Annotated in this window: 16 protein-coding genes; 6 read left to right on the top strand and 10 right to left on the bottom strand. The window is 51.7% G+C overall.

Annotation, left to right across the window (positions count from 1 at the left end; genetic code table 11):
• Nucleotides 1-156: 156 nt before the first annotated feature.
• Entirely contained in the window at nt 157-693 is a 537-nt protein-coding gene (locus tag EOE67_RS13875; protein ID WP_127699934.1) for a cysteine hydrolase family protein, read from the bottom strand.
• An 89-nt stretch (nt 694-782) separates the two neighbouring features.
• Between EOE67_RS13875 and EOE67_RS13870 the strand changes: the two genes are divergently transcribed.
• The 4 genes from EOE67_RS13870 (at nt 783) to EOE67_RS13855 (ending at nt 3,329) form a co-directional block, all read left to right on the top strand.
• Nucleotides 783-1,196 (top strand): DUF3703 domain-containing protein, encoded by a 414-nt coding sequence (locus tag EOE67_RS13870; RefSeq protein ID WP_127699933.1) that lies wholly within the window; start codon nt 783-785, stop codon nt 1,194-1,196.
• On the top strand, nt 1,193-1,597 hold the full coding sequence (locus tag EOE67_RS13865) for a DoxX family protein (protein ID WP_127699932.1): 405 nt from the start codon (nt 1,193-1,195) through the stop codon (nt 1,595-1,597). The genes EOE67_RS13870 and EOE67_RS13865 overlap by 4 nt, the downstream gene beginning before the upstream one ends.
• Before the next feature lie 180 nt (nt 1,598-1,777).
• Nucleotides 1,778-2,425 (top strand): flavin reductase family protein, encoded by a 648-nt coding sequence (locus EOE67_RS13860; protein WP_127699931.1) that lies wholly within the window; start codon nt 1,778-1,780, stop codon nt 2,423-2,425.
• Between the two features lie 124 nt (nt 2,426-2,549).
• Nucleotides 2,550-3,329: a substrate-binding periplasmic protein gene (locus EOE67_RS13855; RefSeq protein WP_127699930.1), complete on the top strand. Its 780-nt coding sequence runs from the start codon at nt 2,550-2,552 to the stop codon at nt 3,327-3,329.
• Between the two features lie 186 nt (nt 3,330-3,515).
• Here EOE67_RS13855 and EOE67_RS13850 read toward each other — a convergent pair whose 3' ends face one another.
• From EOE67_RS13850 to arfB, 4 genes are all read right to left on the bottom strand, one after another.
• Nucleotides 3,516-4,394: an SDR family oxidoreductase gene (locus tag EOE67_RS13850; protein ID WP_127699929.1), complete on the bottom strand. Its 879-nt coding sequence runs from the start codon at nt 4,392-4,394 to the stop codon at nt 3,516-3,518.
• Between the two features lie 158 nt (nt 4,395-4,552).
• The gene (locus EOE67_RS13845) at nt 4,553-5,617 is read right to left on the bottom strand and encodes a sulfate/molybdate ABC transporter ATP-binding protein (RefSeq protein ID WP_127699928.1); all 1,065 of its coding nucleotides are present in this window, start codon (nt 5,615-5,617) and stop codon (nt 4,553-4,555) included.
• A gap of 47 nt (nt 5,618-5,664) precedes the next feature.
• Nucleotides 5,665-5,952: a hypothetical protein gene (locus EOE67_RS13840; protein ID WP_127699927.1), complete on the bottom strand. Its 288-nt coding sequence runs from the start codon at nt 5,950-5,952 to the stop codon at nt 5,665-5,667.
• A gap of 224 nt (nt 5,953-6,176) precedes the next feature.
• Nucleotides 6,177-6,596, bottom strand: a complete 420-nt coding sequence (gene arfB, locus EOE67_RS13835; RefSeq protein ID WP_127699926.1) for an alternative ribosome rescue aminoacyl-tRNA hydrolase ArfB — start codon at nt 6,594-6,596, stop codon at nt 6,177-6,179.
• Nucleotides 6,597-6,735: 139 nt separating this feature from the next.
• Here arfB and EOE67_RS13830 point away from each other — a divergent pair, with 139 nt between their 5' ends.
• The gene (locus EOE67_RS13830; RefSeq protein WP_127699925.1) at nt 6,736-7,077 is read left to right on the top strand and encodes a zinc ribbon domain-containing protein YjdM; all 342 of its coding nucleotides are present in this window, start codon (nt 6,736-6,738) and stop codon (nt 7,075-7,077) included.
• A 106-nt stretch (nt 7,078-7,183) separates the two neighbouring features.
• On the opposite strand, the gene EOE67_RS13825 is transcribed toward EOE67_RS13830, so the two are convergent.
• On the bottom strand, nt 7,184-7,411 hold the full coding sequence (locus EOE67_RS13825) for a hypothetical protein (RefSeq protein WP_127699924.1): 228 nt from the start codon (nt 7,409-7,411) through the stop codon (nt 7,184-7,186).
• A 145-nt stretch (nt 7,412-7,556) separates the two neighbouring features.
• Between EOE67_RS13825 and EOE67_RS13820 the strand changes: the two genes are divergently transcribed.
• Nucleotides 7,557-8,213: a hypothetical protein gene (locus EOE67_RS13820; RefSeq protein ID WP_127699923.1), complete on the top strand. Its 657-nt coding sequence runs from the start codon at nt 7,557-7,559 to the stop codon at nt 8,211-8,213.
• Between the two features lie 33 nt (nt 8,214-8,246).
• Here the strand turns inward: EOE67_RS13820 and EOE67_RS13815 are convergent, their stop codons facing one another.
• The 4 genes from EOE67_RS13815 to EOE67_RS13800 form a co-directional block, all read right to left on the bottom strand.
• Nucleotides 8,247-8,660: an ExbD/TolR family protein gene (locus tag EOE67_RS13815; protein ID WP_127699922.1), complete on the bottom strand. Its 414-nt coding sequence runs from the start codon at nt 8,658-8,660 to the stop codon at nt 8,247-8,249.
• Nucleotide 8,661: 1 nt separating this feature from the next.
• On the bottom strand, nt 8,662-9,390 hold the full coding sequence (locus EOE67_RS21005) for a MotA/TolQ/ExbB proton channel family protein (protein ID WP_127699921.1): 729 nt from the start codon (nt 9,388-9,390) through the stop codon (nt 8,662-8,664).
• A gap of 78 nt (nt 9,391-9,468) precedes the next feature.
• Complete coding sequence (locus tag EOE67_RS13805; protein ID WP_127699920.1) at nt 9,469-10,116, bottom strand: energy transducer TonB; 648 nt, start codon at nt 10,114-10,116, stop codon at nt 9,469-9,471.
• 122 nt (nt 10,117-10,238) lie between these two features.
• On the bottom strand, nt 10,239-11,519 hold the full coding sequence (locus EOE67_RS13800) for a sensor histidine kinase (protein ID WP_164852338.1): 1,281 nt from the start codon (nt 11,517-11,519) through the stop codon (nt 10,239-10,241).
• Nucleotides 11,520-11,531 lie beyond the last annotated feature (12 nt).

The following is an 11,531-nucleotide window of genomic DNA, read 5'->3' as shown; positions in this document are numbered from 1 at the left end:
AAAAACAGGAAAATGGTACACATGTTTATTTAATTAATCCACTAAAAATCACATTAATTTCACAAATTTGAGTCGCGCTTTGATCGCGTTATTCAGTTTTAGTTTTAATAACAAGCTGTTGACGTGCCGCCGTTGTATCGGCCATTTGGAAAAATTTTATGACGCCAACAACTCCGCCGTCGAAACCGCTTGAATCCTCACCCCAAAACTACTAATCGCAGGCAAGGTGGCGTTGTGGTGGGTGCTGATCGTGGCAGCGCTGGCGTGGGTTTTGTCGTGGGTGGTGTGGGCGTCGGCGACCAGCGTCACGGGGTAGCCAAGGGCGGCGGCTTTGCGGACTGTGGTGTCGACGCAAAATTCGCTGGCGTAACCGCAGATAATGAGCTGATCGACCGCCAGACTTTGCAATAAGGGTTGCAGTTCAGTGTGTAAAAAGGCGTCTGGGGTGGTTTTTCTACTGATTAGGTCGCTCGGTTGCTGCTCTATAGCTGCGGGTAATTGCCAGCCGGCGCTTTGGTAAGCGAGCACTGAGTCGGCTTTTTCGTGCATCACAAAAATTACCGGCAGTTGTTGCGACCGCGCCCAGCTGCTGAGCTGGTTGATATTGTTGATCACCGTCGCCGCCTGCGCTGGTGGCGGCTCAGTGGCAAATAAGCCTTGTTGTACATCAATTATCAGCAGCGCTGTTGTCATCAGCTTTGGTCTCAAAGGTTGTGTTTGCGGGTTGCACCATTGTAAGCTGGGTGTTAGGTTTTTTTACAGCGTAATTTCGAGCAGGATTTATGCACCAGATCCAACAACACGCCTACGATCAGGCCATGCTTCAAGCGCAGCAGGCGATGGCGCAACAGCAATGGCAGTCGGCAATGGAACAGTTAAAATGGGCGCATGTGCTAGGGCAGTTGGCGGTGCGGCCGCATGTCTACACCCATTGGCTAATGCTGGTGGTGGAATGGCGTCGCCATCGATTTGGCGCTGTGGTTGGGCAGTTTATTCGCATGCTGTTAGGCGCTATTGGGTCGGCGCTGGGTAAAGTGCCGACCGGCAATACTGGCGACAGCGACATCAGTATGTTTCAGTCGTTGCCGATTGCACCTGAGCTGCAGCAGATTATTGATGGCAATATGGCGGATAGTACTCATAGCAGCGCTAACGATACTTCAACTTCAGGGCCACACAAGGACAACCCATCATGACCGAACAATCTCGCAATAAACTGGCATGGCTGATCCTGCGTTTGACCTTAGCCGTCCTCATCGCAGCGCACGGCTGGTTCCGGCTGTTAAATGGTGGTGTTGAACCCTTCGGCGTTTGGCTGAACGGGCAGGGCATTCCCCTTGGTTATTGGGTGGCCGCTGCTATTACCGGGGTGGAAATTCTCGGCTCGGCACTGCTGGCTTTTCGGCGCATGGTGCGACCGCTCTGTGGTTTATTCGCGGCGCTGTATGCGATGGGCATCCTGATGCTGCATGCCGCTGAAGGCTGGTTTGTGGTCGGCGCCGGGCGTAATGGCGCTGAATATAGCGTGCTGCTGATTGTGGCTTTGTTGTGTGTTGGATTGCAGCACAGCACCAAAAAAGCCAATTATCTGGATTAAACCCTTCATCCTTGAATATTCGGGGTTGTTGTCTTCAGTCGCTCGCTGAAGCGTCAGTCCGACCCAGTCACATAGGACTACTATGCTCCTGGGGTCTCGCTCCTTCGTCACCTACCCGAATCTTCAATGATTTGGGGTATAAACAGCACGCCAGCCAGCCTACCTTAAGCGGAGAAATTGATGATTTTTGATTGCAGTACCTTAAGTGCTTCAACGCTTTATCCATTGCTGGCCGGCACCGTGGTGCCAAGGCCCATCGCCTGGGTCAGCACGGTAGACGCAACCGGACGCAGCAATCTGGCACCCTTTAGTTTTTTCCAGCTGGTGAGCGACGCGCCACCAACACTGATGATTTCGGTGAACCGTAAAGCCGATGGTCAGGCGAAAGACACCAGCGTGAATGTTCAGGCCACGCAGCAACTGATTGTGCATCTGGTAAGCCCGTCGCAGCTGGCGTTGATGAATGCCAGCGCTGCCAATTTTGCCACCGGCGCCAGTGAAATCGACGCGCTGCAAATTCCAACTGTGGCTGCGACCATGGTCAAGCCACCTCGATTAGCCGACAGTGTCGTCAGTTTTGAATGTGAATTAGTGAGTTTGACGCCTTACCCGGCCGACCAGCCAAGTTGCGATATCATTCTGGCCAAAGTGCTGTGTCTGCATATTGATGACGCGCTGCTTGGCCCGGATCACCGCTTAAAACATGATCAAATTGATTGGCTATACCGACTTGGCGGCCAATGGTATGGTCATAGCCAGCAGCAGGATAATTTTCAGCTGGCAAGGCCGGCGAGTGCCGAAGCGGCGCTGGCAGCGGCAGCGAATTAATGACTCAGATCAATGAAAACTTCGGTTTTAAGTAATACCCTTTGCCACCGTTGGCAGTATCGGTAAATGTCACATATATTGAATTGAGTGGTTGAAGTTTAGCGCTGAGCTAAGGTGCGTTCTATTGCAGCAGTACAAGGGTTATCTAGGGGTGGTTTGGCTGCTGTTATGGTGGATGCAGGCCGCGAATGCAGTCCCCGCGACACCTGCCGCGCAAGAAAAAATCATCACCATTGCTGCGGAAGATAACTGGCCACCTTTTTCTGATGAAAAGGGCCGGGGTTTGTCTTACACCTTAGTACAAGCGGCATTGCGACAATCGGGCTACCAGCTAAAAACCGTGGTGGTGCCTTATGCCAGAGCTTTATATTACACCGAGCACAATATGGTTGATGGGTGCTGGAACGTCACCAAACAACAAAGCACCAGCAGCCGGTTTTTACTGCATCAAGTGCCGCTATTTCGTGCCAGTTCGTCCTTTTACTACTACAAAAAAGCTAAAACCTTCACCTCAGTTGCCACGATCCCGGACCGCACCGTGGTCGGCGTGATTCTCGGTTATGAATACGGCGATGCTTTTGAAAAACACAAACAGCGGTTTAACCTGGTGGAAGTCAGTACGCATGAACAGCTCGTCAAGTTGTTACAAGCGGATAAACTTGAGGTGGCGTTGTTTTTTGATGCTGTGCTGAGTTTTTATCTGAAACAGTGGCAGTTGAGCGACCCGTTGATTATTCGCGGTGAGGAAAACTTTGTCAGTGAGCTTTTTATCGCCTTTGATAAAAACAACGAACTCAGTCAACAAAAAGCCGATGCGCTGGATCAGGGGCTACTGCAGCTCCAGCAATCCGGTATCTACCAGCGTTTGATGGACGAGTTTCAGGCGGGGATGTTGGCGCAGTAAACGCTGCGCCAGACCAAAGCTCGGACGTGGCGGCTTGCCGTTATCGCAGCAACAACAAAATATCGGTTTGTGCGAGGTACGCAGCGTCGGGCCGGAATTTCGCTGATGCTGATTTCAGGCCCGTCGTTGTGGGCGGCCGCCAGTGCGAACTGCTCCGAAATGGCCGCGGCCAGACCAAATTGATAGTCAGCTGTTGCTGCTTTTTTGCGGGCTTAGAACTGACGTCATACTGCCAGCTGCAGGCAGTAAAAACTGCCGGCGCAGCAACCAATCGAGCACTGGCGCTGGTAACCAGCGTGCCAGGAACGGCAACGCAAAACTACCATAACCGGCGCAGATCAGCCGTGGTGTGTTGGTTTGAAGCAGTTGGGTCACCACTTGTTTGGCAAATACCTGCGTTGGCGTGGGCTTATTTTGGGAAGCTTTGGCGCGGCGGCGAATACCTTCACGCAGCGGCCACCAGATCGATTGTTCGCTAAGATTTTGTTCGGCTTGCTGACTGGCGGTGGCGCCAAATTCTGAAGCGATAGCGCCGGGTTGCACCAGTACCACTTTAACGCCAAAAGGTGCCAGTTCCAGTCGCAATGCAGTATTGATGGCATGCACTGCGGCTTTGGACGCGCAATAAATTCCTGCATAAGGCGTGACAAAATCGGCGGAGACGCTGCCGATATTCACCACCATGCCGCGGCTTTGCAGCAATAATGGCAACAGGCTGCGGGTGAGATGGATTGGGCTAAACACATTGGTTTGAAATTGCAGCTGTAGTTGAGTAGGGGCGCAATCCAGCACCGGTCCCATCGCGCCAAAACCGGCGTTGTTAATCAGTAAATCCAGTCGGTTATGTTGCTTAGTGATGGTTTGAACCGTCTGATCGATGGCGGTTTGGTCGTTCACATCCAGCTGCAGCGCCTGAAAACCGGCGGCGGTTAACGCTGTTACATCGGCGGTTTTACGCGCCGTGGCGTACACCAGAAAACCTTGTTGGCGTAATTCGAACGCAAGAGCACGGCCAATACCGCTGGAAGCGCCGGTCACCAAGGCGATTTTTTCAGAAGTTGTCATCAAGATCAGCAATTTTGGAAGAAGATGCGTTCATCATGCCGTGCAGGATTGCGCTTGTCTATGCGACAACTTGTCTGAGTGAGTACTTGTGAAGAACGGCGCTGGCAAAACTGCCCAGGTTTTGGGCAGTTGTGCTGTTGGCTCAATGAAAGCGTAGGTTAGATACCTTCGCCCAAAAACACCCGGCTATAGCGTGGTTTTAAAAACACCTGTTGCGCGGCGGCGAGGCCAAGTTTTTTAAACTGTTCTTTATTTAATTCCACATGCACCACCCGGTCCGAAATGGCAGTTTGCAGTTCCAGTCGCACCGTTGGACCAACCACGGTGATCAGTTCCAGCGTGGCGGCGATGGCGTCTTCTTCAGCCTGATGCAGCACATCAATTTCATGCGGCCGCACATAAGCAAAACCTGGTAAAGCCACTTCTTCGGCACTGGCCGGTTTGTCTTGGGTGTCGGCATTGATCAGCGTATCGCCGTGGCGGACGCGGGCGTGAAACAGGTTCACCGTGCCTAAAAATTCGTACACAAAAGGGTTGGCCGGGTTGTCATAGACTTCTTCCGGCGTGCCGTCTTGTTCAATCCGGCCTTTGTTCATCACCACGATGCGATCCGCCACTTCTAAGGCTTCTTCCTGATCATGGGTCACAAACACGCTGGTAACATGAATTTCGTCGTGCAAGCGGCGCAACCAACGGCGCAGTTCGGCCCGGACCTTGGCATCCAAAGCGCCAAACGGCTCGTCCAATAACAGTACTTTGGGTTCAACCGCCAGCGCGCGCGCCAAAGCAATCCGCTGGCGCTGACCACCGGAAAGCTGTGATGGATAACGGTCGGCCGTCCAGTCCAGTTGCACTAATTGCAGCAAGCGATCCACCCGTTTTTTAATTTCGGCAGCATTGGGGCGGAATTTACGTGGTTTGACGGTCAGGCCAAATGCGACGTTTTCAAACACCGTCATATTTTTAAATAAGGCGTAATGCTGGAACACAAAACCAACACCACGTTCGCTGACGTGCTGGTGGCTGATGTCTTCACCGTGAAAAATAATCCGGCCGGAATCGGTTTGTTCCAGGCCAGCGATCAGCCGCAACAGGGTGGTTTTGCCTGAACCGGACGGGCCAAGCAAGGCGGTCAGTTCGCCGCTGTTTATCGATAAATTGACGTTATCGACGGCGACAAAATCACCAAAGTTTTTCCGAACCTGTTCGACCTGAATACTCATACTTACCTCGTGGCGGTGTCACTGTTCACAGCGACATCCCGTCAACATTACTTATCCAATGCTTGCAAAGATGTTGGCGATGAAGCGGGCTGTGGCGCAATAGCGGAACCGAATTCGGCTTGAATCATCCAGCTTTCAAACTTATCCAGTAATTGCTCAAGCAAGCTTTGCGTTGTAGTGGTTGCCATGCTGTCGTCTCCATTGAAACCCAAAGTCTTTGACGATACAGGTAGGCGGCGAGTGAACGAATCCCCATGAGCATAGTGTACTATGCGATTGGGGTGAGAAAACGCGGCCAACAACCCTGTATCTTCAAAGAGGAGGGGTTTAGACATCTATATGCCTGACGTGCATTACAACAGAGGCTATTAATAACTTAAAATACTTTTTAGTAGCAAGGTTATAACTGAAAGTGATTAGGTGGGGCGGGGAAATGAAAAAGACCACTCAACGGCGGACCCGGTGAGCCCGCCCGGCATTTTTATTTAAATTTAGAAAATTATCGTAGGGCGCTACTCACCGCGTCAGCGGTAGTACGCCGGATGGTTTGCCAGCAGCTTTAATCATGCCCCGGTTTTTGCTGGCGCAGGCTTTTGGTACCACTGCGCAGCTTTTTACTTTCCAGTCGCCGTTGTTGGCTGCCATAAGTTGGTTTAGTGGCGTGGCGTTTTTTCGGAATAATGCCGGCGGATTTAATCAGCTCAATCAGCTGCTGCAACGCGGTTTCGCGGTTCATTTCCTGGCTGCGGCTTTGTTGGCTTTTAATCACAATTTTGCCGGAAGCGGTAATGCGATGATCGGATTTTTGCAACAACGCAGTTTTGTAATGTTCCGGCAATGACGATTGGTTGATATCAAACATCAGCTGCATCGCCGTCGAAGTTTTATTGACATGCTGGCCGCCGGGGCCACTGGCGCGAATGGCTTGCCAGTCCAGTTCGGCATCGTCAATGCTGATTGAAGCGGTGATTTGGATCATGATTGAGTCAACTTTAAGCCGGTGTTATGTAGATAAAGCGCAGTGTAACAGGACTTATCCCCTGAAACTGCGGGTAATTTTCGCGATAAAATGTATAATGCCACACTTTTTTTAGGGGTATCACCCAAAGGATCCGCCGATGTCGCAGTTACCTCCATGTCCACAATGTAATTCCGCTTACGCGTATGAAGATGGCAGCCAGTTGGTGTGCCCGGAGTGCGGCCACGAATGGCAGCCTGGCGCTACAGTTGAAGCTGGCGAAGGGGATAAAGTGATCCGCGATGCCGCAGGTAATCAATTACAGGATGGCGATACCGTGACAGTGATCAAGGACTTAAAAGTCAAAGGTTCGTCGCTGGTGGTGAAAATTGGTACCAAAGTCAAAGGGATTCGACTGGTTGATGGTGACCATGATATCGACTGTAAAATTGATGGTTTTGGTGCGATGAAGCTCAAATCAGAGTTTGTGAAAAAGGTTTGATCACCTTTGCGGCTTGAGTTGCTGCGAACACATGGTCATGTTTCATCAAGCCGATACCGCATGCGGTCGAAAAAAAAGGGTGCTGCAGCCAGCCCCCTTGTTCACTTTAATAACGACGATTGTTAAAAGTGGCAGCGTCGATAATACCCCACAGGTGCACCAGCGCGGCAATAATGCCTGGCACAATCAACCACCATAAAAAATAACCCACGCCACACATCACAAAAAACAGGATCGCCGGTAATAACCGTCCCTGTACTAATTGCCCGAGGCCCGGGATAAAAAAGCTGCATAAAGCGGCGATGACATTCCCGCCTGAACCTTGTTCTGCCATGGCAGTCTCCTATGAATTTGGCTCTTGATAATGGGAGATTATCGTAATTTTTAGCGAAGGGCAGCATAATTCTGTAACAGGCTATGTACAACACCACAGCGCTAACGGCATGATAATCCGGTTAAATTTGTTAATGGAGTTTCGGATGTTCAGTTTTTTGCGTAAATACCTGATTTTGCCACAGCGCTTTCGTAGTTTGTTGGCCGAGCTAGCCGTGGTGTTTATCGGCGTTTTTGCAGCATTTTTACTGTCGGATTATCAGCAACAACAAACCAAAACGCTGCAACAAATTGAAATCGTCAAAGCCGTCCGTGCTGATTTAACTGCTTACATCGACAACGGTACGGCAGCGAATTCCGGTTTTATCGATTTTTTCAGCAACATCAATACCGGGATGCAACATCAGATTGCCAAAGGCGAATTAACTCAAATCCCGGGTATTATCATCGGCGATTATTGGTACCTTGAGGCGCTCCATCCGATGATCACTTCTGGCAAATTAAATGATATTCAGCTGGATTTGTATCGTGATCTGGCACGCTTTAACACCTTGCATCAAAACTTTATCCAGATGATTGCTGACTTTAACCGCTATCAACTGGACGTGATTTACCCCCATTTAGCACAAGTGCCACAGCCCTATTTTTTAGCGCCGGATCACCGGTTAAGCCCAGCCTACTTGCCGCTGCAAACCTATAGCAATAATCTGCAAAACTTTGCCGAAATTTCGGTGCAGCATGCCACGGCGTTGATTAAGGCCATCGACCGCCATTATCCGCAGCTGGCGGAACCTGAGCAGTAATTGCCCGCTGAATAACGCCGCAACTGACGTCAGCTAAGACGCTGGCTCGGTAACAAAGCCCAATTTCAAAATACCGGCGCTTTGCACTGCCGCCATGGTTTTTACCACATGTTCATAAGGCACTGTGCGATCGCCGCGCAGATGAATTTCCGGCTGCGGACTGGCGGCAGCGGCGGCGCTAAGTTTTGCCGCAAGTTCAGCCGGCGTCACTTTGGTTTCGTTCCAGAACACCTCGCCTGCAGCGTCCACCGCCAGCTGTACTGTGGTCGGTTTTAACTCATTGGGCACATTGCTGGCGCGGGGTAATTCAATTTCCACCGAATGAGTCAGCACCGGCACTGTGATGATAAAAATAATTAGCAGCACTAACATCACGTCGACCAGCGGCGTCATGTTAATTTCGCTCATCACTTCGTCGTTGTTGTCAAAATCCCCCCCAAATGCCATGTTAGCCTCCGGTTCTTAAGGTTTTCACCTGCGCCGATTTAGGCGCGGCGCCGGTCAGAAAATACGCATGCAGCTGGAAGGCAAACCGATTTAGTTTGCTGATAATGCCTTTGTTGCCGCGGCTGAGTGCGTTATACGCCAGCACTGCCGGAATGGCCACCGCCAGACCAAAGGCGGTCATAATCAAGGCTTCACCGACCGGGCCTGCCACTTTATCGATACTGGCCTGACCGCTGGCGCCAATGCCAACCAGCGCATGATAAATGCCCCAAACCGTGCCGAATAACCCAACAAAAGGTGCCGTGGATCCGACCGAGGCTAAAATCGCCAGCCCTTTTTGCATCTGCTCCGAGCTTTGTTCGATGGCGCCTTTTAACGTTGAGGTCAGCCAGTCGGACAGCGGCAAACGGCCGTGCAAATCATCCTGATGACTGCTGTGATGATCGAGCGCCGCCTGACCTTCATCGGCCAGAAACCGGAACGGATTGCCCCGGCTGTCATACTGTTGATTGGCGGCTGACAGAATTTGTAAACCCTGGGCGAAACTCTGGGCGTGCCAGAAATCGCGGCTGGCGTGCGCGACTTTTTGCAATTGCCACAGGTGTAGAGCGCGGATCAGGATCACGCACCAGGATGCGACCGACATGATCAATAAAATCAGCGCCACGCCTTTAATCACACCATCACTTTGTGCCCAAAGCGACGCGATACCATATGGATTGTCTTGCATTTTTTTCTCCTGTCGCCGGTTTGACTTCAAATTAACGGCGAGTAACAACCTGATTAAAATAGCAACATGCCGGGTTCATCAACCTTGATTTAACCGGAATTTCAGCGGTAATTCGTACCAAAAATCGATGGCTTTGCCATCTTTGAGTGCCGGCTGAAATTGCCAGCGTTTCACCGCCTGTTTGGCAGCTTGATCCAGCCGGGTAAAACCGCTACTGGTTTTCAGTTTAATCTCGCCAACAGTGCCGTCGGCTTTGACCAAAATCAGCAGTAATACCGTGCCTTGTTCCTTTTTCTTGCGCGACAGCTGCGGGTACAGTGGTGCTTTATTGCTTAACCCTTGCGCCTCGGCCGATGGCGGTTGAATGGTAGGAGCAGCAGGCGCGGCTTTGGGCGGAGCTGCTTTTGCTGTTTTGGCCGGCGGTGGTGGTGGTTCAACCGGTGGCGCACTGACGGCTTTCTCCGATGGCGGCGCTTTTGGCAACGGCTTCGGTTTCGGCTTTGGCTTTGGCTGTGGTTTCGGTTCGGGCAGCGGCTTGGGTTTCGGCTGCGGTGGTGCTACCGGCGGCGGCAGCATGATGCCGACAATAGTCGGTGGCGTGATGGTTTCCGGCTCTGGTTCTGGCGTCGGCTCGTTGCTGTGCGCCACCGTCAGTGCGAACGCCGCCAGATGACAACCCAACACCAAACACAATATTCCAGCTTGTTGACGCAACCCGCTTCGCATGTTCGACCCATCGACAAAATTCGCACTGTGCTACAGCCCGGCTGTACCCACAAAACACAATTGATAATGATTCGCATTATACGGCTGTTGCCGTTGGGAAGCCAGAGACTTTTATCGGGAAGTTAAAACTGGCTGACATCCGCGGCTGGCCAACTGGCCGTTAGACAAGCACCCGCTGCGCTTAAATTTCGGGCCTGCAGTTCGCCCTGATGCAAATGCAGAATATCGCGGCACAGCGTCAGGCCAACGCCAAGCCCTTGCGCCTTGGTGGTGTAAAAAGGGGTGAATAAATTGGCTGGATTGGCAAAACCCGGTCCTTGATCTTCGATTTGCAAGATTTGCTGCGTGCCTTCACGATAAAAGCTCAGGTTGATTGGTTGTTCGCTGGGCAACTGCTGCTGCGCTTCAACGGCATTTTTTAATAGGTTCAACAATAACTGCTCAAACAACAATGGGTCGGCATAACACCAGTCTAACCCCTGAAATTGCACCGGACAGCTGAGCAAGTCGGCGCAGTTCTGTGCCAGCTCATCCAGGCGGAACCAGCGAGGCTGGGGCGCAGGCAACTGATTCACTTCACGATAAGCGGCAATAAAATTCAGCAAGCGTGACGCCCGCTCGGAAATCCGTTGCAACACCTGGCGGACTTGCGGCTCCTGCCATTGTTGCTGTGACAATAAAGTTTGCGTCATTGAAGCCATCGGTGTCAGTGAATTCCGCAATTCATGTGACAGCACCCGCACCAATTCACTGTGACTGCGCCGTTGTTCGGCATGTAGCGGCTGCCGTAAATCCAGGGCGTACCACAAAGTAAATTGCTGTTGCGCCAGTTGCAGTTGGCTACATTGTTCGCGCCAGCCGGCCGGACATTGCGCCAGTACATAACCTCCGGCTGTTGCTGTTAAGCCACAAAGGGCGGCATCTTGTTGCTGCAGTAAAGGTCTGGCCAGAAAATCAGCGGCGGCTTTATTGGCAAACGTCAGCTTGCCGCTGGCATCGAGTAACAGCACCGGGTAAGGCAATAACTGCCAGAGTTCCCGAAACAACAACCATTGGTGCTGCTCATCCTGTTGCTGTAATGCCAGTCGTTGTTGCAACGCGGTTAGTTCATGCAGGGCTTCGATGGTTAATTTCGGCAGCGCGGTATGATTCAACCGCAGATTATGTTCATGGCTTTTGATCGCATCACAACAAATGGCGACATATCGCCAGGGTGCCAGATAACGTTTGAGCAGCAGTCGCAGATAGCCGGTGATACAAAGCGCCAACCCACACCAGAGTGTCGTCAGTTGCAGCCAATCCCAGCCAAGGTGCCACAATCCAAAGCTGAGTAGCCCTGACATCAATAAAACCGGGGCCGCCAGTAGCACGAGATCAGTGCGCACTTCGCTGAGCTTTACCATGGATATTGCTGC

Source organism: Rheinheimera riviphila (genome assembly GCF_004005945.1).
Taxonomy (GTDB): domain Bacteria; phylum Pseudomonadota; class Gammaproteobacteria; order Enterobacterales; family Alteromonadaceae; genus Pararheinheimera; species Pararheinheimera riviphila.
Note: the sequence above shows the minus strand (reverse complement) of the source record. Positions and strands in the feature narration are given on the sequence as shown.